The 19,957-nt window shown below is 65.5% G+C and carries 17 protein-coding genes and 5 pseudogenes; 17 read left to right on the forward strand and 5 right to left on the reverse strand.

From position 1 onward, the window contains the following. Positions 1-76 precede the first annotated feature (76 nt). The 5 genes and pseudogenes from purL (at position 77) to ROSELON_RS13850 (ending at position 3,775) form a co-directional block, all read left to right on the forward strand. Positions 77-2,236 (forward strand): annotated as a pseudogene (gene purL / locus ROSELON_RS13830) (phosphoribosylformylglycinamidine synthase subunit PurL). A 98-nt stretch (positions 2,237-2,334) separates the two neighbouring features. Beyond that, on the forward strand, positions 2,335-2,571 hold the full coding sequence (locus ROSELON_RS13835; protein ID WP_025312937.1) for a BolA/IbaG family iron-sulfur metabolism protein: 237 nt from the start codon (positions 2,335-2,337) through the stop codon (positions 2,569-2,571). A gap of 12 nt (positions 2,572-2,583) precedes the next feature. Continuing rightward, on the forward strand, positions 2,584-2,859 hold the full coding sequence (locus tag ROSELON_RS13840; RefSeq protein WP_025312938.1) for a hypothetical protein: 276 nt from the start codon (positions 2,584-2,586) through the stop codon (positions 2,857-2,859). A 42-nt stretch (positions 2,860-2,901) separates the two neighbouring features. Beyond that, positions 2,902-3,267, forward strand: a complete 366-nt coding sequence (grxD, locus tag ROSELON_RS13845; protein WP_025312939.1) for a Grx4 family monothiol glutaredoxin — start codon at positions 2,902-2,904, stop codon at positions 3,265-3,267. Positions 3,268-3,274: 7 nt separating this feature from the next. Next, a complete protein-coding gene (locus ROSELON_RS13850) occupies positions 3,275-3,775 on the forward strand; it encodes a hypothetical protein (RefSeq protein ID WP_025312940.1) in 501 nt (166 codons plus the stop codon). On the opposite strand, the pseudogene der reads toward ROSELON_RS13850, so the two are convergent. The 5 genes and pseudogenes from der to ROSELON_RS13875 form a co-directional block, all read right to left on the reverse strand. Continuing rightward, positions 3,772-5,234: pseudogene (gene der / locus ROSELON_RS13855) on the reverse strand (ribosome biogenesis GTPase Der). The gene ROSELON_RS13850 and the pseudogene der overlap by 4 nt on opposite strands. Before the next feature lie 73 nt (positions 5,235-5,307). Continuing rightward, on the reverse strand, positions 5,308-5,766 hold the full coding sequence (locus ROSELON_RS13860) for a YaiI/YqxD family protein (protein WP_025312941.1): 459 nt from the start codon (positions 5,764-5,766) through the stop codon (positions 5,308-5,310). Then, a complete protein-coding gene (locus tag ROSELON_RS13865) occupies positions 5,763-6,803 on the reverse strand; it encodes an aldose epimerase family protein (protein ID WP_025312942.1) in 1,041 nt (346 codons plus the stop codon). The genes ROSELON_RS13860 and ROSELON_RS13865 overlap by 4 nt, the downstream gene beginning before the upstream one ends. Further along, the gene (locus tag ROSELON_RS13870; RefSeq protein ID WP_025312943.1) at positions 6,800-7,561 is read right to left on the reverse strand and encodes an HpcH/HpaI aldolase family protein; all 762 of its coding nucleotides are present in this window, start codon (positions 7,559-7,561) and stop codon (positions 6,800-6,802) included. The genes ROSELON_RS13865 and ROSELON_RS13870 overlap by 4 nt, the downstream gene beginning before the upstream one ends. Next, positions 7,537-8,814, reverse strand: coding sequence for a urate hydroxylase PuuD (locus tag ROSELON_RS13875; RefSeq protein ID WP_407059661.1), 1,278 nt, complete (start codon positions 8,812-8,814; stop codon positions 7,537-7,539). Before ROSELON_RS13875 ends, ROSELON_RS13870 begins: the two co-directional genes overlap by 25 nt. Positions 8,815-9,078: 264 nt before the next feature. On the opposite strand from ROSELON_RS13875, the gene alc reads away from it, so the two are divergent. The 12 genes and pseudogenes from alc (at position 9,079) to ROSELON_RS13930 (ending at position 19,903) form a co-directional block, all read left to right on the forward strand. Next, positions 9,079-10,098, forward strand: a complete 1,020-nt coding sequence (alc, locus tag ROSELON_RS13880) for an allantoicase (protein ID WP_025312944.1) — start codon at positions 9,079-9,081, stop codon at positions 10,096-10,098. A 166-nt stretch (positions 10,099-10,264) separates the two neighbouring features. Further along, positions 10,265-11,279: pseudogene (gene dctP / locus ROSELON_RS13885) on the forward strand (TRAP transporter substrate-binding protein DctP). A gap of 81 nt (positions 11,280-11,360) precedes the next feature. Beyond that, a complete protein-coding gene (locus tag ROSELON_RS13890; RefSeq protein ID WP_025312945.1) occupies positions 11,361-11,993 on the forward strand; it encodes a TRAP transporter small permease subunit in 633 nt (210 codons plus the stop codon). A gap of 6 nt (positions 11,994-11,999) precedes the next feature. Then, positions 12,000-13,436 (forward strand): TRAP transporter large permease, encoded by a 1,437-nt coding sequence (locus tag ROSELON_RS13895; protein ID WP_025312946.1) that lies wholly within the window; start codon positions 12,000-12,002, stop codon positions 13,434-13,436. 78 nt (positions 13,437-13,514) lie between these two features. Beyond that, positions 13,515-14,707, forward strand: a pseudogene (locus ROSELON_RS13900) (ABC transporter substrate-binding protein). A gap of 78 nt (positions 14,708-14,785) precedes the next feature. Beyond that, positions 14,786-15,574: an ABC transporter ATP-binding protein gene (locus ROSELON_RS13905; protein ID WP_025312947.1), complete on the forward strand. Its 789-nt coding sequence runs from the start codon at positions 14,786-14,788 to the stop codon at positions 15,572-15,574. Next, entirely contained in the window at positions 15,571-16,401 is an 831-nt protein-coding gene (locus tag ROSELON_RS13910; protein ID WP_025312948.1) for an ABC transporter ATP-binding protein, read from the forward strand. The genes ROSELON_RS13905 and ROSELON_RS13910 overlap by 4 nt, the downstream gene beginning before the upstream one ends. 6 nt (positions 16,402-16,407) lie before the next feature. After that, positions 16,408-16,773, forward strand: a complete 366-nt coding sequence (locus tag ROSELON_RS13915) for a hypothetical protein (protein WP_025312949.1) — start codon at positions 16,408-16,410, stop codon at positions 16,771-16,773. Next, positions 16,770-17,216: a hypothetical protein gene (locus tag ROSELON_RS13920; RefSeq protein WP_156945950.1), complete on the forward strand. Its 447-nt coding sequence runs from the start codon at positions 16,770-16,772 to the stop codon at positions 17,214-17,216. Before ROSELON_RS13915 ends, ROSELON_RS13920 begins: the two co-directional genes overlap by 4 nt. Beyond that, on the forward strand, positions 17,216-17,584 hold the full coding sequence (locus ROSELON_RS13925) for a hypothetical protein (protein ID WP_025312951.1): 369 nt from the start codon (positions 17,216-17,218) through the stop codon (positions 17,582-17,584). Before ROSELON_RS13920 ends, ROSELON_RS13925 begins: the two co-directional genes overlap by 1 nt. Next, a pseudogene (locus ROSELON_RS17875) lies at positions 17,585-18,596 on the forward strand (branched-chain amino acid ABC transporter permease). Next, positions 18,593-19,903 carry a branched-chain amino acid ABC transporter permease gene (locus ROSELON_RS13930; RefSeq protein ID WP_156945951.1) on the forward strand — a complete coding sequence of 437 codons (1,311 nt, stop codon included), beginning with the start codon at positions 18,593-18,595 and terminating at the stop codon, positions 19,901-19,903. The pseudogene ROSELON_RS17875 and the gene ROSELON_RS13930 overlap by 4 nt, the downstream one beginning before the upstream one ends. The last annotated feature ends 54 nt before the right edge of the window (positions 19,904-19,957 follow it).

Genomic DNA, 19,957 nt, shown 5'->3' on the forward strand with positions numbered 1-19,957 from the left:
CCTGGCGGATGGTTCGCAACTGGCCCTTTCCCCTGCCCCCGCCCTGCCCTAAAGACAGGTCAACCGGAGGGGACAGATGACCGAACCTGCCATCACGCCAGACTTGAACGAGGCCCATGGCCTCAAACCCGACGAATACGACCGCCTTCTCGAGATCATGGGGCGTGAGCCGACATTCACCGAACTGGGCATCTTCTCGGCCATGTGGAACGAGCATTGTTCCTACAAGAGCTCGAAGAAATGGCTGCGGACGCTGCCCACCGACGGCCCCCAGGTCATCTGCGGCCCCGGTGAGAATGCGGGCATCGTCGACATCGGGGATGGTCAGGCCGTGGTCTTCAAGATGGAGAGCCACAACCACCCATCCTATATCGAGCCCTACCAGGGGGCGGCGACGGGTGTCGGCGGCATCCTGCGCGATGTCTTCACCATGGGCGCGCGCCCCATCGCGGCGATGAACGCGCTGAGTTTCGGCGAAAAGGACCACCCCAAGACGCGCCAACTTGTGCATGGCGTGATCGAAGGCATCGGCGGTTACGGCAACTGTTTCGGCGTGCCCACCATCGGCGGCGAGGCGCGGTTTCACGCCGCCTATAACGGCAATTGCCTGGTCAACGCCTTTGCCGCCGGCCTGGTCGATGCCGACAAGATCTATTACTCCGAGGCGTCGGGCGTCGGCATGCCTGTGGTTTATCTTGGCGCCAAGACGGGCCGCGACGGTGTCGGCGGGGCCACCATGGCCAGCGCCGAGTTTGACGACACGATCGAGGAAAAGCGCCCCACGGTGCAGGTGGGCGACCCGTTCACCGAAAAGCGCCTGATGGAGGCGACGCTGGAGTTGATGGCAACCGGCGCCGTGATCTCGATCCAGGACATGGGGGCGGCCGGCCTGACCTGCTCGGCGGTCGAGATGGGCGACAAGGGCGGACTTGGCGTGCAGTTGCGCCTCGATGACGTGCCGCAGCGCGAAGAGAACATGACCGCTTACGAGATGATGCTGTCGGAATCGCAAGAGCGGATGCTGATGGTCCTCCACCCCGAGAAAGAGGCCGCGGCGCGCGCCGTTTTCGAGAATGGGACCTCGATTTCGCGATCGTGGGCGAGACCATTGCCGAGGACCGGTTCATCATCCTTCACGGCAACGAAGTGAAGGCCGATGTGCCTTTGTCAAAGCTCTCCTCCGAGGCGCCGGAATACGACCGCCCATGGGTGCCGACCGAACCCGCACCCGAGATGGAGCCGGTGCCCGAGATCGACGCGATCGACGCGCTGAAGATCCTGCTGGGCAGCCCCAATTACTGCTCGCGCGCGTGGATCTACCAGCAATACGACCACATGGTCATGGCCGACACCGTCGTGGCGCCGGGCCTCGGCGCAGGCGTGGTGCGGGTGCATGGCACCGAAAAGGCGCTGGCCTTCACCTCGGACGTGACGCCGCGCTACGTCAAGGCCAACCCCGAGGAAGGCGGCAAGCAGGCGGTGGCCGAAGCCTATCGCAACCTCTGCGCCGTGGGGGCCAAACCCCTGGCGACCACGGACAACCTGAATTTCGGCAATCCCGAAAAGCCCGAGATCATGGGCCAGTTCGTCGGCGCGATCAAAGGCATCGGCGCGGCCTGTTCGGCGCTGGACATGCCCATCGTGTCGGGCAATGTCAGCCTTTACAACGAAACAGACGGTCAGGGCATTTTGCCCACACCGACCATCGGCGCGGTCGGGCTGCTCGACAGCCTCGATGATCTGATCGCCGGCACCGCACGCAGCGGGCATGTGGCCCTTGTGATCGGCAGCGCCGAGGGGGCATCTGGGCCAATCCGCCCTGCTCTACGAGGTGTTCAACCGCGAAGATGGCGACGCGCCCTATGTCGATCTCGAGGCCGAGCGGCGCAACGGTGAGTTCATCCGCGAAAACCGCGCGTGGATCAATGCCTGCACCGACCTCAGCGATGGCGGTCTGGCGCTTGCGGCCGTGGAAATGGCCATCGCGGGCGGGGTCGGCGTGACGCTGGATGCCGCCGATACCGCCACGCTCTTCGGCGAGGATCAGGGCCGATACCTGGTTGCCTGCAGCTTCGACAAGGCCGAGGCGTTGATGGTTGCTGCCGGCCAGGCCGGCGTGACGATCCAGACCGTGGGCAAGTTCACCGGCGACACGGTGCGCATCGGGGCCACCGAGGCAGCGCTGGACGAGTTGCGCGATATCTGGACGGGGGCCTTCGCCGGCCATTTCGGCTGACGCGCAGGCTGAACCGCGCAAGTCGGGCGCGCGACTTGCGCGGGCCCGTCTGCGCACTTACATTTTTCGACGACGACAGGTTCAGGGGAACGACAACCATGGCGATAACCGCCCATGAAATCGAAACGATGATCCGCGAAAGCTTTCCAAATGCCAAGATCACCGTGGATGGTGACGACGGGCAGCATTTCGCGGCGCAGGTGATCGACGAGAGCTTTCGGGGCATGAACCGCGTGCAGCAGCAACGCGCCGTCTATGCCGCGCTCAAGGGCAAGATGGACGGGTCGAATGGCGAATTGCACGCCCTCGCCCTGACCACCAAAGCGCCGGAATAAGGTGACACCGGCATGGATGCGCGATTGCTGGCGGGACTGATCCTTGTGCCTTTCATGGTCGTCTTCGTCCATGCGGTGGTTCATGAGTTGCGCCGCTACACGTCCGAGGGCCGCTCGCAATACGGGCTGACCTTCAATGAGGAGACAGGCACAACCCATGTCGGCGCGCTTGCCGAGGATGAAAGCGGCTTCGATCCGGACAGCTACGACCCCAGCGATTACAACGACCCCGAAACCGAGGCGCGGGAAACCCGGCCAGATGACGGCGGGCCCGCGCGCCAGACCTGAACAGACCACAGCCCATAACCCGACCAGGAACAGGAACCGACCATGAGCGAAGATGCAAAGACCCGGATCAAGGACACCGTGACCGCCAATGACGTGGTCCTGTTCATGAAAGGCAGCAAGGACATGCCGCAATGCGGCTTTTCCAGCCGCGTGGCGGGCGTGCTCAACTACATGGGCGTGCCCTACCAGGACGTGAACGTGCTGGCCGACGAAGACATTCGCCAGGGCATCAAGGATTATTCCGACTGGCCGACGATCCCGCAGCTTTACGTAAAGGGCGAGTTCATCGGCGGCTGCGATATCGTCACCGAGATGACCCTGTCGGGCGAGTTGGATCAGCTGTTCGACGAAAAGGGCGTCACCTATTCCAAGGATGCCGCCGACAAGATCCGCGAAGCCAACGCCTGAGGGCGCGATGCTGCTGTGGGCCCTTCTTGCGCTGCTGGTACCGGCGCTGGCCTACATGACCGTGACACGACCGGCCGCCCTCTATCTGGGGGCGGCCTTGTTCTGGGCGCTGTTCGCCCTGGGCGTCCGTCTGTTCGCTGGACAGCTTTCGCAAGGGGCCATCGGCGAAGACGGAAGTTTCCGCGACATCTATTATGTGGTGACCGACCGTCGGCCAATGATCCTGGCGGGCATCATGGCGGCGATGGGCGTGTTGATCTGGGGCGCAAGCCGCCTGCTGCATCCCGGCGGCCCCGCCCTGGCCTGGATGTTCGGGGCCGTCTATGCGGGTGCCCTCGTCTATCTTTACGGGGCGCCGGTCCTCTTGACCGACCTGGGGTTGCCACGCCTGACGCTCGATGCCGCGACGGCCGGTGTCGTCTCGGCGCTGATGGGGTATCTCGGCGCGGCGCTGTTTCTCACCGGCGTCGGTGGATCGCTCTTGATGCTGGTGCGGGCACGGCGCTAGCCCTTTTTTCGCGTCGCCCCGGCGCGGACATGTTTCGATAGCCGCGAGGGTGTCGATTTCTTGCGGTCCTTGTAGGGGTTCTGATCCGCCTGGCTCCGCATCCAGAGGCGGATGGGCGTGCCCGGCATGTCGAAATCCTCGCGCAGGCCATTGATCAGGTAGCGCGAATAACTTTCCGGCAGTTTGTCGGGATGCGAGCACATCACCACAAAGCCCGGCGGACGCGTCTTGGCCTGGGTCATATAGCGCAGCTTGATCCGCTTGCCGCCCGGCGCGGGGGCGGATGTGCCTCGGTCATGGCGGTCAGCCACCGGTTCAGGCGCGCGGTGGAAACCCGGCGGTTCCACGTATCATAGGCTTTGAGGATCGCGGCATTCAGCCGGTCCAGCCCCCGGCCCGTCCTGGCCGACACGGTCACCAGCGGCGCGCCTTTCAGTTGCGGCAGCAGCCGTTCGAACCCCGTGCGCAGGTCGCGCAGCTTTTCCTGCTTGTCCTCTTCAAGATCCCACTTGTTCACCGCAACCACGACCGCCCGCCCCTCGCGTGCGGCGAGGTCGGCAATCCGTAGATCCTGCGTCTCGAAGGGGATCGCGGCATCCAGCAGGACGACGACGACCTCGGCGAATTTCACCGCCCGCAACCCGTCGGCGACCGACAGCTTTTCCAGCTTTTCCTGCACCTTGGCCTTCTTGCGCATGCCGGCCGTGTCGAAAATGCGCATATGCGTGCCCTCCCATTGGAAAGGCACGGCGATGGAATCGCGCGTGATCCCGGCCTCGGGGCCGGTCAGCAGGCGATCCTCGCCGATGATGCGGTTGATCAGCGTGGACTTGCCCGCATTGGGGCGGCCCACCACGGCAATCTGCAGCGGGCGCTTCGCGGTGATCGGGCGCGGTCCGTCGCCCTCGGCCTCGGCATCGTCGATGTCGATGTCGGTCTCGGCCTCTTCGCTGCGCGCCTCGGCCTCTTCGACCAGCGGGGCCAGCCGCGTGGCCAGTTCGGCCATGCCCTCGCCATGCTCGGCCGACAGGGCAAGGGGTTCGCCCAGACCCAACTCCCACGCCTCGATCAACCCGGCCTCGGCGGCCCGCCCCTCGGCCTTGTTGGCGGTCAGGATGACGGGCTTGCCCGAGCGGCGCAGGATATCGGCAAAGAGCGTGTCGTTCGGCGTGATGCCGGCCCGCGCGTCGATCAGGAACAGGCAGGCATCGGCCATCTCGACCGCACGCTCGGACAGGCGCCGCATCCGGCCCTGAAGGCTGTCATCGGTCGCATCCTCGAGCCCGGCGGTGTCGATCACGGTAAAGCGAAGGTCGCCCAGGCGCGCGGCCCCCTCGCGCAGGTCACGCGTCACGCCGGGCTGGTCGTCGACCAGCGCCAGACGCTTGCCGACAAGACGGTTGAACAGGGTCGACTTGCCCACATTGGGGCGGCCGACAATGGCGAGGGTGAAGCTCATGACGCTCTCTCGAATGGCCAAGCCGCGCGTGTAGCGCAAAGCGCATGCATTGAAAATCCCCTACGCGCGGTCCCTACCCGTTGCCAAGTCGGCGCAGTGTCGTCTCGATCGCATTGGCAAAGGCGCTGCGATCCGATTTCGAGAACGGTTTCGGCCCGCCCATGGTCATGCCCTCCAGCCCGCCTCGCAGATCGGCCATCAGGTCGCGCGTGGCCAGTTTCGAGCCGATATTGCGGGCATCCAATGTCTCGCCGCGCGGGGTCAGACCCAACGCGCCCGCCTCGACGACACGCGCGGCCAAGGGGATATCGGCGGTGATGACCAGCGATCCCGGCCCGGCGGCATCGGCGATCAGGTCGTCAGCGGCGTCAAAGGCCGCGCCGGCCATGGTCATGGAAATCAGCGGATGATCGGGATGGCGCAGGTATTGTGCCGCGAAAAGGCGCACCGGCAGCCTGTGCCGAAAAGCGGCGGCGTAGATTTCTTCCTTGACCGGGCAGGCGTCGGCATCGACGAGGATCTGGGTCGTCATTGGGGAAAGAAGCCTTCCATGAAGGGCACGGCGATCTGCGCGCCCGACGCTTCGGTCAGGCTGAGCGTTCCGCGGGTGATCGACAGCGCCACAACCTCGACCCAGCCAGGCGGGCGCGGCAAAGAGATCATCGCATGCCGGATGACATGCCGTGGCCCCAAAGACAGGGTGGTCGGGACGCCAAGCGCCGTCAGCCGGTTTTCCCCCGTCGCGGCGCCGAGGCCCGAGGGGCCGTTCGCAACACCGTCCTCGATGCCGATCACCCCGGTATGCCGCCCGTTCCACGGCGGAAACTCGCGCCCGCCATTCGAGATCCACAACATGGTGATCGGCAGTACCCGCGCCTCCTTGACGATCACCAGCATGTCATCCTCGGCCTGCCGGATCACAACCGTCCAGCCCAGCCGTGCCCCCCGCGCCTCGACCAGGATCGCGAAATCCTCGACCCGGTGACGGGCCGGATACTGGCGCAGGTCCCATTGACGGCCATCTTCGCAATCGAGATGAAGATCGCCGCGCAACTGGTTGACGGACCAGAGATTGCGACCAGGGCACAGCGCCAGCGGATCGGTCAGGGCCGCCCGCTTGGGCGAAAAGGACAGTCGCCCGCCCTCGGCCATGTGGCTCATCGGGTGGTGGGCCAGCGTCACCTCGCCCAAGCCCCCTTCGATCACATGCGTCTGCAACAGGCCGGACTCGACCAGTTGCACGCGCTTGGTGATCTCGGCCCCGTAGGGGCGCGCCCCAAGGCGCAGGGTGGCATGGGCCACGTCATGCTCGAGGATCGTCCACGCGCTGTTGGCCGTCCAACCATGCAAAGGATCGTCGCCCGAGGCGGCGGCCCCAAAGGGCAGACAGAGAAAATCGCCGGCCAGGCGGCGCTCGACCAAGGGGAGCTCGGCATCCGCCTGCACCTGCGGGTCGTCGCGCCAGGCCGCGGCATGGAGCGGCTTGCGGCCCGCCACCTGCCAACTGGGGATGTTGCCCACCGCCGGGTCGATCAACGCCACCGCATCGGCATGGGCCAGCCGGATCATGCGGGCGCGGCCACCTTTTTCAGGGCGGCCGCCAGCAGTGCGGCATCCGACCCGACGCCGAGGAACGTCACCCCGCAATCGATCATGCGCGCCTCGGCCTCTTCGCCGAACACGATGATCCCGGCGGCTTTGCCGGCATCGCGGATGATCGCGATCCCCCGTTCGACCTCGTCCCACAACTCGGGCGCATCGAGCGCGTCGCGATAGCCCATATCGGCGCCGAGGTCGGCCGGACCGATGAACACGCCATCGACCCCGTCGACAGCGGCGATCGCCGCCAGATCCGCCATCGCCGCCCGGCTTTCGGCCTGCACGAGAATGCAGATTTCCTCGTTCGCCGTGGCGGCATAGTCGGCCGTGTTGCCATAGGCGGCCGCGCGCGCGACGGCAGCCCCCATGCCACGCACGCCTTCGGGCGGATAGCGGCAGGCCCTGACCACGGCCTCGGCCTCGGCCACGGAATCGACCATGGGCACGAGCACGGTCTGCACGCCAAGGTCGAGCGCCTGCTTGAGGATCCAGTCCTGCGCCACCGGCACGCGCAGCACGGCGGTCGTTCCGGTGCCCTCCAGCGCGATCAACTGGGCCCGGATGCCGGTCGGGTCCCACGGGCCATGTTCGCCGTCGATCAGGCACCAGTCGAAGCCCGCCCGCCCCGCGATCTCGGCCGTCACCGGGCTGTCGAGATTGAGCCAGAGGCCGCGTTGCAACTGGCCCGCCGCCAGGGCGGCTTTCACGTCGTTTCGGGGTGCCGGCATTCTGCCCTCCGTGCTTTTTTCCTTAGGTCGCGCCGCCGGTGACCGCCCGATACCATGCCCGGATCGCGGCGCGCTCGTCCTCTTCGATGTAGGACAGGTTGCCGGGCGGCATGGCGTGGGTCCACCCCCGCCTGCAAGTAGATGTCGCGGGCATGGGACGCGATCCGCGCCTCGCTGTCCAGCATGACACCGCCCGGCGCCACGGCGAGGCCGGGCCAATAGACCTCTTCGGCGTGACACATCGAACAGCGCGCCATGATGATATCGGCCACTTGCAGAAAATCGTCATGTTCGACAAAGGGTTGAAAGGCGGGGTTCACCCGCACCTCCTGCTGCGGCGCGTCGGCAAGGGGCACCACCGACAGCCAGACGATGGCCCCGAAAATGGCCGCCGTCGCGCCCCAGGTCCACCAGCGATAGCCGCCGCGCGCATGCATGGTGTTGAAAAAATGCCGAATCGTCACCCCCATCAGAAACACCAGCGCCGCGATCAGCCAATTGAACTCGGACGCGAAGGCCAGCGGGTAGTGATTTGACAACATGAGGAAAATCACCGGCAGCGTCAGGTAATTGTTATGCGTGCTGCGCAGCTTGGCGATCTTGCCGTATTTCGGATCGGGGGTGCGCCCGGCCTTGAGATCGGCCACGACGATCTTTTGGTTGGGGATGATGATGATCGCGACATTCGCTGTCATGATCGTGGCCGTGAACGCCCCGAGATGCAGCAGCGCGGCCCGCCCCGAAAAGACCTGGGTATAGCCCCAGGCCATGACCACGAGCAGCGCGAAAAGCAGCAGCATCAACACCGTTGGGCTGTCGCCCAGCCGGGATTTGCACAAGAGATCGTAGATCACCCAACCGACGACCAGCGACAGCGCCGACAGGCCGATGGCCTGCCAGGGGGCAAGCTCCATCACCGTCCAGTCGATCAGGTAAAGCTCGGCCCCGACCCAGTAGACCAGAACCAGCAGGGCAAAGCCCGACAGCCAGGTCCAGTAGCTTTCCCATTTGAACCAGGTCAGATGCTCGGGCATCTGCGACGGGGCGACCATGTATTTCTGGATATGGTAGAACCCACCCCCGTGCACCTGCCATTCCTCGCCATCGGCGCCGCTGGCGGGCCTGGGGTCACGCACCAGCCCGAGATCGAGCGCGATGAAATAGAAACTCGACCCGATCCACGCAATCGCCGTGATGACATGGAGCCAACGCACCGCAAACTCGGCCCAGTGCAGCAGGATGGTGGTGTCCATAAGCGTCCCCTCGCGCGTGCGCGCCCCATGCATGACTGTCACGGGATCGTTCGTTTTGCAGGCATTTCGGCGAAAACACGGGGGATGCGCAAGGGGCGCGCCGCCGGGCCCGCCCAACGGGGCTTGCCCTTTGCGGAAAATGGGGCTTAATCCGCCGGCATCTGCTTCAATCACGGGCACATGGCGCATTGGCGCGGGGTCAAAGGGCCGTTCGCGCCACGCGGCCGTCGCGGCCCGTCCTGCCCTCGAACAACCGGACATGCCATGCCCAGCATCGAAAGCCTGAACCCCGACATCCCGCTCTTTGCCCGCACGGGGATCAACCTTGCCTCGCAGGGGCTTGGCGCGCGGGCGGTCTGGGCCAGCAACCAGTTCTTCGCCCCGCTGGAACGCATGCTGCATGATTCCGACCCGGTCTTCATCGAGGGCAAGTTCGACGACCACGGTAAGTGGATGGATGGCTGGGAAACGCAGCGTCGCCGCGATGGCGGGCATGACACCGCGATCATCCGGCTGGCCGGGGCGGGCCGGATCATCGGTTTCGACATCGACACCAGCCATTTCACCGGCAACTACGCCCCGGCCTGCAAGATCGAGGCCTGCTCGTTCCGGGGCGAACGTCCGCCCGAGGAGCAGAGCTGGGTCACCATCCTGCCGCACAAGCCCTTGGGGCCGTCGGCGCATCACTTCTTCAAATGCGAAAGTTTCGAAAGCTGGACGCATCTGCGCGTGCATATCTACCCCGATGGCGGCATTGCACGGCTGCGGGTTTATGGCGTGCCGGAACTGGATGCCGCCAATGCAAAGGGCGAGATCGATCTGGTCGCCGCGCTGAATGGCGGGCGTATCCTGGGCTTTTCCGATGCACATTACGGCGATTACAACCGCCTTCTAGCCCCGGGTCGCGGCATCAACATGGGCGACGGCTGGGAGACGCGGCGCCGTCGCGAGCCGGGTTATGACTGGATGATCATCGCCTTGGGCGCGCGCGGCGAAATCGAGAAATGCGTGATCGACACGGCCCATTTCAAGGGCAACTTCCCCGACAGCGCGTCGATCCAGGCCGCCGACCTGCGCAATTTCGGTGACGGGTTGACCGATGCGCTGATCACCGACTCGATGTTCTGGAAAGAGCTGTTGCCCCAGCAGAAACTGGGCGCCGATGCCGAGCATTCCTACCGGGACGAACTGACCAAGCTCGGGCCGGTGACCCATGTCCGGTTCAACATCTTCCCCGATGGCGGGATATCGCGCCTGCGGCTGTTTGGCACCACCGCGCCCTGAACCCGCGCCGCGCGCCACAACCAGAGCGCGAGAATACAGGTATTCCGGTCAGATTTTCTGACCGCACGGGCCAATTCGCCCTTGGCATGGACAGATTGCCGCGTCTAACCTCGCGCCCAAGCGGCCCGCGTAAGGGACGGAGCCGCGTTCTGTGGGAGGAACATCCATGAAGTACTTTGCGACCTCCGCCATCGGGGCGGTCCTTTCGGTGTCTTTCGTCAGCGAAGCCCTGGCGACCGAATGGAATGTTTCGGTCTGGGGCCAGCGCCGCGCCTTTACCGAGCATATCCACTACCTCGCCGATGCCGTATCCGAGGCCACGAATGGCGCGTTCACGATGAACATCAGCTATGGCGGCCTGTCCAACAACCGCGAGAATCTGGACGGTATCTCGATCGGGGCGTTCGAGATGGCGCAGTTCTGCGCCGGCTACCACCCCGACAAGAACCGCGCGATCACCGTGCTGGAACTGCCCTTCATGGACGTGCGCAACCTCGACGAAGAGGTGGCCGTCAGCCATGCCGTCTATGACCATCCCGCCGTGGCCGAGGAAATGGCCCAGTGGAATGCGCGCATGCTGATGACCAGCCCGATGCCGCAATACAACCTCGTCGGCACGGGCGAGCCGCGCGACGAAGTGGCCGAGATGGACGGCATGCGCGTGCGGGCGACCGGGGGCCTGGGCGAACTGTTCTCGTCGGTGGGCGGTGTGCCGACCTCGGTGACCTCGTCCGAGGCCTATAACGCCATGGAGTCGGGCGTCGTCGATACCGTCGCCTTTGCCCAGCATGCGCATCTGTCCTTCCGCACGATCGACATCGCCGACTGGTGGACCGAGAACCTGAACCCCGGCACGGTCAACTGCCCCGTCGTGGTGAATATCGACGCCTACGAGGCCCTGACGGACGAGGAACGCGCCGTTCTGGATGCCGCCGTCGATGATGCCATCGACTACTACCTCGAGAATTACGGCGAGCTTCTGGCACGGTGGGACGAGGTGCGTGGACGAGCGCGAGGTCGAGCGCGTCACGATCGCCGAGGAGCAGCTGGCGCAGCTCGCCGAGGCCGCGGCCCCGATCCACGCCGCCTGGATCGAGGAAATGAACGCCGCCGGCCTGCCCGCGCAGGAGCTCTACGATCTTGTGGGCGCCACCCTGCAGGAGGTGCGTTCGGGCAACTGAGCCCCGGCGCGTCCTGATCGACAAACCCGCGGTCCGGCCCCGTGACGCCGGACCGCGGACAACCCTAATCCGGCGGCCTTCATGTCTTCTTCCAATGTCCAGAGCGACAACAGCCTTTTGTCGCGTCTCGACCGCGCGGTCTTGCGCGTCGAGGCGGCGCTGAACCTCATCGGCGGCGCGACGATCCTGCTGCTGGTCCTGATGGCCGTCTGGAACGTCATCGGGCGCAAGCTGTTCAACGCGCCGGTGCCGGGCTATGTCGACTGGACCTCGCAATTCATGATCCTGTTCGCCTTTCTCGGGCTGAGCTATTGCCAACGCGAGGGCGGCCATATCCGCATGGATATCGTGGTGATGCGCCTCAGGGGCCGCACCTTGTGGTTTGCCGAACTGCTGTCGGTGCTGTTCATGCTCATCCTGACGACGGGCCTGATCTATGGCAGCTGGCATCATTTCCTGCGTAGCTTCGACTGGGACATGGCGCTGTTTTCGCGTGACAGCTCGATCGATATCGGCCTGCCGCTCTGGCCCGCGAAACTGATCGTGCCGCTGGCCCTGTCCCTCTTGTGGGTGCGGCTGGTGTTGCAGGTCTGGGGCTATGCACGCGGCCTGAGGCAGGGGGGCGATGCGCCCGTTGCGGTCCCCCTGCCCGAGGATCCCATGGAACAGGCCAGCCGCGAGGCCGAAACGGTCAGCGGACACGACAAGGGGTAGCGCGGCATGGATCAATTCATCGACATGCGCGCCCTGCTCGACGGGGTCGATATCTTCACCGTCTCGCTGTGGCTGTGCGGACTGCTGCTGATCATGGTGCTGATCGGCGTGCGCGTGGCCTTTGCCGCCGCCTTTGTCGGGATCGTCGGGCTATGCATCTTCTTCATGCAGCGGCAGGGCTTTGACCGGGGTCTCGTGACGGCGCTGAAACTGGCCGGTCAGGTGCCGCATTCCAAATCGTCGGGCTATGCGCTCAGCCTGATCCCGACCTTCATCGTGATCGGCTATCTGGCCTATTACGCGGGCCTGACGCGCACGCTGTTCGAGGCCGCGAAACGCTGGGTCGGCTGGGTGCCGGGGGGCTTGGGCGTCGCGACCGTCTTCGCCACGGCCGGCTTTGCCGCCGTCTCGGGCGCGTCGGTCGCCACCTCGGCCGTTTTCGCGCGGATCGCGATCCCCGAGATGCTGCGCCTGAACTACAACAAGGCCTTCGCCGCCGGCGTCGTCGCAGCGGGCGGGACGCTGGCCAGCCTGATCCCGCCCTCGGCCATTCTCGTGATCTACGCCATCATTGTCGAGGAATCCGTCGGCAAGCTGCTGCTGGCCGGGTTCGTTCCGGGCTTTGTCTCGGCGCTGATCTATGCGGGCCTGGTCATCGGCCTGGCCAAGTGGAAAAAGGACCTCGGCCCGCCGGTCACCGGCTACACCTGGGGCGAGCGGTTCGCCGCCCTGCCCGGCGCGCTGCCGATCATGTTCGTGATCTTCATCATCATCTTCTCGATCTATTATCGCGGCGAAGACGGGGCCTGGGCCACGCCGACCGAGGCGGGCGCGCTCGGGGCCTTTGTCGTGTTGGTCATGGCGCTGTGGAAGGGCATGAAATGGGGCGAGTTGAAAGGCGCGCTGATGGAGGCCGCCAAGCTGACCGCCATGATCTTCGCCATGATCTGGGGCGTGCTGATCTTCGTGCGGTTCCTCGGCTATGCGCAACTGCCCGATGTCTTCGCCGGGTTCATCGGCGGGCTGGAATACTCGCCCTATCTGGTGCTGCTGGCGATCCTGCTGGTCTATGTCATCCTCGGCATGTTCATGGATGCGATCGGGATGCTGATCCTGACGCTTCCGGTGACCTTCCCGGCCATCATCGCCCTCAATGGGGGGCCGGATGTCACGCGCGAGGCTTCGGCCTTTGGCATGACCGCCGAGGAATGCGCGATCTGGTTCGGGATCATCGTGGTCAAGATGGCCGAGCTGTGTCTGATCACGCCGCCCATAGGTCTGAACTGCTTCGTCGTCGCCGGTGTCGCCAAGGACAGCAAGCTGCCCATCACCGTGCAGGACGTGTTTCGCGGCGCGACGCCTTTCTTCGCGGCCGATGTGGCCACGGTGGCTGTGCTGATCGCCTTCCCCGGTATCGTGCTCTGGCTGCCCTCCCTGATCTAGCGAATGCCTCTTTTCACCGAAATTGCGCGTGGTACTGTCCGCGCGTAACGATCCGAATGTCCAACAGGGAGACATCAGATGAAAAAGATCCTTCTCGCCTCGGCCGCAACGATGGCCATGACCGGCGGCACCTTCGCCCAGGACGGCGGCGAGGTGCCGCTGGGCATCCTGCTCAGCTTCACCGGTCCGATCGAAAGCCTGGTGCCGCCGATCGCGGGCGGCGCCGAACTGGCCATTGCCGAGGTCAACGCTTCGGGTGCCTTCATGGACGGCATGACCGTCACCCCCGTGCGCGCCGACACGTTCTGTTCGGATGCCGCCGGCGCGACGGCCAACGCCGAGCGCGTGATCACGACCGATGGCGTGGTGGGCATCATGGGCTCGGACTGCTCGGGCATGTCCACGGCCATTCTGGCGAACGTCGCCGTGCCCAACGGCGTGCCGATGATCCGCCCGCCTCGACCAGCCCCGCGCTGTCCTCGGCCGACGATAACGGCCTGTTCTACCGCACCGCCCCGTCGGATGCGCGGCAGGGCCAGGTTCTGGCCGGCATCCTGATGGAGCGAGGCATCGAATCGATCGCCATCACCTACACCAACAACGACTACGGCCAAGGCTTTGCCGACGCGCTGCAAGCGGCCTATGAGGAGGCCGGTGGCGAAGTGACGCTGGTCGCCGCCCACGAGGATGGCCGCGCGGATTATTCGGCCGAAGTCGGCGCGCTGGCCTCGGCCGGCGGCGACGTGCTGGTGGTGTTGGGCTATGTCGATCAGGGTGGCTCGGGCGTGGTTCAGGCCGCGCTGGACACCGGCGCGTTCGACATGTTCGCCTTTGGTGACGGCATGGTCGGCGACACGTTGGCCGAAATCTTCGGCGGCGATATCGACGGCAGCTTCGGCACCGCACCGGGCGCCGAAGGCGAAGGCGTCGAGATGTACGCCACCGTCGCGGAAGGCGCCGATTTCGACAACACCTCGGTCTTTTCGGCCGAAGCCTATGACGCAGCCGCGCTGCTGATGCTGGCGATGCAGGCCGCGGGGTCGACCGTGGGCACCGAATACGCGCCCGCGATCATGGATGTGGCCAACGCCCCTGGCGAGCCGATCATGCCCGGCGAGTTGGGCCGCGCGCTCGAAATCCTCGCCGAAGGCGGCGAGATCGACTATCAGGGGGCCACGGGCGTCGAGATGATCGGCTCGGGCGAGGCAGCCGGGTCCTACCGCGTCGTCGAGATGCAGGGCGGATCGCTGGAGACGATCGAATTCCGCTGATTTCGGTCCATTTGACTTGAGGTCCACGCGCAGCCCGGTTAATCGCCGGGCTGCTTCGTTTTTGGGGAAAAGCCGCACATGATCACGGTCGAGAACCTGCACAAGCATTTCAGCGGCTTTCACGCCGTGGACGGCGCCAGCCTGAAAATCGAGACCGGGTCGATCACCGGCCTGATCGGACCGAACGGCGCGGGCAAGACCACGCTGTTCAACGTGGTTGCAGGCGTTCTGCCGCCGACCTCGGGGCGCGTCGTGATGGATGGCGAGGACATCACCGGCCTGCCCCCGCACGAGCTGTTCGCCAAGGGGTTGCTGCGCACCTTTCAGATCGCGCACGAGTTCTCGTCGATGAGCTGCCGCGAAAACCTGATGATGGTGCCCGCCGGCCAGTCGGGCGAAAAGCTGTGGAACACCTGGTTCGGGCGCAAGCGCATCGCCGAGGAGGAACGCGCCCTGCGCGCCAAGGCCGACGAGGTGCTGGAATTCCTGACCATCGAGCACCTGGCCGACCACCCCGCCGGCATGATCTCGGGCGGGCAAAAAAAGCTGCTGGAACTGGGCCGCACGATGATGGTGGACGCCAAGATCGTGTTCCTCGACGAGGTGGGCGCGGGCGTGAACCGCACGCTTCTGAACACCATCGGCGACGCGATCCTGCGCCTGAACCAGGATCGCGGCTACACCTTCTGCATGATCGAGCATGACATGGATTTCATCGGCCGCCTTTGCGATCCCGTCATCGTCATGGCCGAGGGCCGCGTGCTGGCCGAAGGCTCCATCGGCGAGATCAAGGCCAATAACGAGGTGATCGAGGCCTATCTCGGGACTGGCCTCAAGAACAAGGACAAGCTGGAGGCGGGCGCATGAGCGGCGACAGCGGCTACGAGGATCGCGGCAACAACGACCGCTCGGTCACCGGCGAGCCGGTCGATCACATGGGCGATCCGGTCCCCGCGGGGGGCCGCGCCGAACGGATCGAGGGCGCCAGCGCCTTTCTGATCGGCGAGGCGATGACCGGCGGCTATGGCGGCGGTGCGGACATCCTGCATGACTGCACCATCGCCGTGAACCCCGGCGAGATCGCGGTGATCGTGGGGCCAAACGGCGCGGGCAAATCCACCGCGATGAAGGCCGTTTTCGGCATGCTGAACCTGCGCAAGGGGCGCGTTGTGCTGGATGGCGAGGATATCACCCACCTGACCCCGCAGGCCCGCGTGCAAAAGGGCATGGGCTTCGTGCCGCAGACCTCGAACATCTTCACCTCGATGACGGTCGAGGAAAACCTCGAGATGGGCGCCTACACCCGCCGCGACGATTTCCGCCCGACGATGGAGCAGGTCTATGACCTGTTCCCGATCCTGCGCGAGAAACGCCACCAGGCGGCGGGCGAGCTTTCGGGCGGGCAGCGTCAGCAGGTCGCCGTGGGCCGTGCGCTGATGACCAAGCCCAAGGTGCTGATGCTGGACGAGCCCACCGCCGGTGTCTCGCCCATCGTCATGGACGAGCTGTTCGACCGCATCATCGAGGTCAGCCGCACCGGCATCCCCATCCTGATGGTGGAACAGAACGCGCGTCAGGCGCTGGAAATCGCCGATCGCGGCTATGTGCTGGTGCAGGGCGCGAACGCCCATACCGGCACCGGCAAGGACCTGCTGGCCGATGATGAGGTCCGCCGCAGCTTCCTCGGGGGCTGAGCCGTCATGACCGCCCCTGCCCTCACCCTGTCGATCCTGTTGGCCGCGCCCCCCGCGCTGGCGCAGCCCGTGGCCTGCGCCTTCACGCTGGTCTGCGCGCCCGAGATCGATTGCGAGGCGCATGAGGGCATTCCCTTCGAGCTGGCCTTTGAGGACGGCCGCTACAGCCTCGAGGTCGACGATCAGCCCCTGACGGCCCGCCCTTTGGCGCGCTTTGCCGACGGGGGACTTGGCCTCGTCTTCGAGGCCGAGGGCGAAACGCTGCTGTTCACCCTGACCCCCGGCAATGAGGGCGTGCTGACCCGCCACCGGATCGCACCGGGCGGCCGCCTTGGCGTCGCCAGTTTCATCGGCCCCTGTGTGCGAGGATGACAATGACCGCCTTTGCCCGCCTGTCCCTTGCCGCGCTTTGCGCCCTGCCCCTGTCGCCGCTTGCGGCGCAGACGCCCGGCGCGACGCTGACATGCGACTTGACGGTGGTCTGCCTCGGGGTGGCCCCCTGCCGCGACTGGGATCAATCCATCACGCTCGAGGTGCCGGCGCACGCGGACGCGGCCTGGGTCGTCACCTGGCCGGGGGCCCAGAGCGCGGCCTATGACCTCGTCGCCGATCTGCCCGCGCCCGAGGGGTCGCTGCGCCCCGCGCGCATTCGCACCCTGGTGCACGCCGCCGCAGATACGCAAGCGGTGCAGATCGTCACCCTGTCCGATATCGGTCATGTCGCCGTGACCATGCACCAGCCGCATGTGACACCGCCGGTTGTCACCGCGGGCGGCACCTGCCCGGCGCTCATCCCCGAGGGAGGGGGCGAGTGATGCGGCGAGCGGCTTTTATCCTTGTGCTGATCGGCTCTGCCGCGGCCGCATCGGCCGAGCCCTGGCGCTGCGACATGACCGTGGCCTGCCCCGCCGACGCGCCCTGTGACGCCAGCGACCTGACCCTCGATCTGCTGGCCGCCGACCACGCGGGCGAGTTGTTCCTGACCGGGCTGGGACAGGACATTCCCGTCGCCGCCCTGTCGCCTGACGGGGCCGCCCGCCACCACTATGCCGGGCACGGCGCGAATGCGGCCGCCCTGCTTTTGAGCATCGAGGCTGACTCGCGCGCGGTGTTGACCCTGCATTCGACAGGACCGACCGGGGCCGCGACCAGCTATTTCGGAACCTGCGAGGAGTTGACCTGAATGGATGTCCTCAACGCGATCGTGGCGCTTGCCAATTTCGTGCTGATCCCCGCCACTGCCTATGGCGCGCAACTGGCGCTTGGGGCGTTGGGGGTGACGCTGATCTACGGCATCTTGCGCTTTTCGAACTTCGCCCATGGCGACACGATGGCCTTTGGCACGATGGTCGTGATCCTCGTGACATGGTGGCTGCAATCACTGGGCGTGTCGCTCGGGCCGCTGCCCACCGCGCTTTTGGCCCTGCCTGTGGGGATCGCCGTCACGGGGCTTTTGCTGATCGGGACGGACAAGGTCGTCTACCGCTTCTACCGCCAACAAAAGGCCAAGCCGATCATCTATGTGATCGCCTCGCTGGGGGTGATGTTCGTGATGAACGGGCTGGTGCGGTTCATCATCGGGGTCGATGACCAGCGCTTTGCCGATGGCGAACGCTTCATCATTTCGGCGCGCGAGTTCCGGACCATGACCGGCCTTGACGAAGGGCTGGCCCTGCGCACCAGCCAGGGGCTGACCATCGTCGTGGCGATCATCGCGGTCGCGCTTCTGTTCTGGTTCCTCAACCGCACCCGGACCGGCAAATCCATGCGGGCCTTTTCCGATAACGAGGATCTGGCGCTGCTGTCGGGGATCAACCCCGAACGCGTGGTGCTGATCACATGGCTGATCGTCGCCGCATTGGCGACCACGGCCGGGGTGGCTCTACGGTCTCGACAAGAGCTTCAAGCCCTTCACCTATTTCCAACTGTTGCTGCCGATTTTCGCCTCGGCCATCGTGGGCGGCCTTGGCAACCCGTTGGGGGCGATCCTGGGCGGGTTCGTCATCGCCTATTCCGAGGTGGCCGTCACCTATGCCTTCCGCAAGGTCGTCTCGTACCTGGTACCCGAGGGCATGGAGCCCGAGGGGCTGCTGCAACTTCTGTCAACCGATTACAAATTCGCGGTCAGCTTCGGCATCCTGCTGATCGTTCTGTTGTTCAAACCCACCGGCATCATGAAGGGGAAAGCGGTATGAGCGGAGCGGTGAATCTCCGGGCCGTGGGCCTGTTCGCCCTGGTGGCGCTGCTGTTCATCGGCACCGGCATCGTGCAGTCGTGGAACACCTCGCTGACAATCCTGAACATGGGCCTGATCAGCGCGATCATGGCGCTTGGTGTGAACATGCAATGGGGCTATGCCGGCCTGTTCAACGTGGGTGTCATGGGCTTTCTGGCGCTTGGGGGGCTGGCCACCGTCCTTGTCTCGATGGACCCGGTGGGCGAGGCCTGGGCCGCGGGCGGCATGGGCGTGATCCTGGGCCTGATCCTGGGCGCGGCCACGATCATCGCCGCGATCCTGGCCCGTCAGAAACTGCCGGCCGGCCGGCTGCGTACCCTGGCGCTGCTGGCCATCTTGGTGGGCGGGTTCTTCCTGTTCCGCGGCGTGTTCGACCGCGGTGTCGAAGCGGTCGAATCCGTCAACCCTTCGGTCAGCGGCTATCTGGGGGGGCTGGGCCTGCCCGTGCTGCTGGCCTGGCCCGTGGGCGGGATGCTGGCCGCCGGGGCGGCCTGGATCATCGGCAAGACCGCCCTTGGCCTGCGTTCGGATTACCTCGCCATCGCGACGCTCGGCATTGCCGAGATCATCATCGCCATCCTCAAGAACGAGGACTGGCTGGCGCGGGGCGTGAAGAACGTCATCGGCATTCCCCGCCCTGTGCCCTACGAGGTCGATCTGCAGGCCTCCGAAGGCTTCCAGAGCTTCGCGGCGTCGATGGGCTCGGACCCGGTCACCGCCTCGACCATCACGGTCAAACTGCTTTATGCGGCATTGTTCGTCACCGTGCTGCTGATCCTGATCTGGCTGAGCCAGAAGGCGCTGAACTCGCCCTGGGGCCGGATGATGCGCGCGATCCGCGACAACGAAGTGGCGGCCGAGGCGATGGGCAAGGACGTCACACGCCGCCACTTGCAGATTTTCGTGCTCGGCTCGGCCGTGATCGGGCTGGCGGGGGCGATGATGACCACGCTCGACAGTCAGCTTGTGCCCTCGACCTATCAGCCGCTGCGCTTCACCTTCCTGATCTGGGTGATGGTGATCGTGGGCGGATCGGGCAACAACTGGGGCGCGGTTCTGGGCGGGTTCCTGATCTGGTGGCTGTGGGTCATGGTCGAACCCATGGGCATGGCGCTGATGCAGGCGGTCACCGTGGGCCTCGACGAGGGCTCGGCCCTGCGCGATCACCTGTTGGGATCGGCCGCGCATATGCGCCTGCTGACGATGGGGATCATCCTGCTGCTCGTGCTGCGCTTCAGCCCCAAGGGGCTGCTGCCCGAACGCTGACGGCCACGCCCGTCGCCGATGAAAAAGGCCGCCCCAACGGGGGCGGCCTTTTGC

The sequence above is a fragment of the Roseibacterium elongatum DSM 19469 genome, from assembly GCF_000590925.1.
Taxonomy (GTDB): domain Bacteria; phylum Pseudomonadota; class Alphaproteobacteria; order Rhodobacterales; family Rhodobacteraceae; genus Roseibacterium; species Roseibacterium elongatum.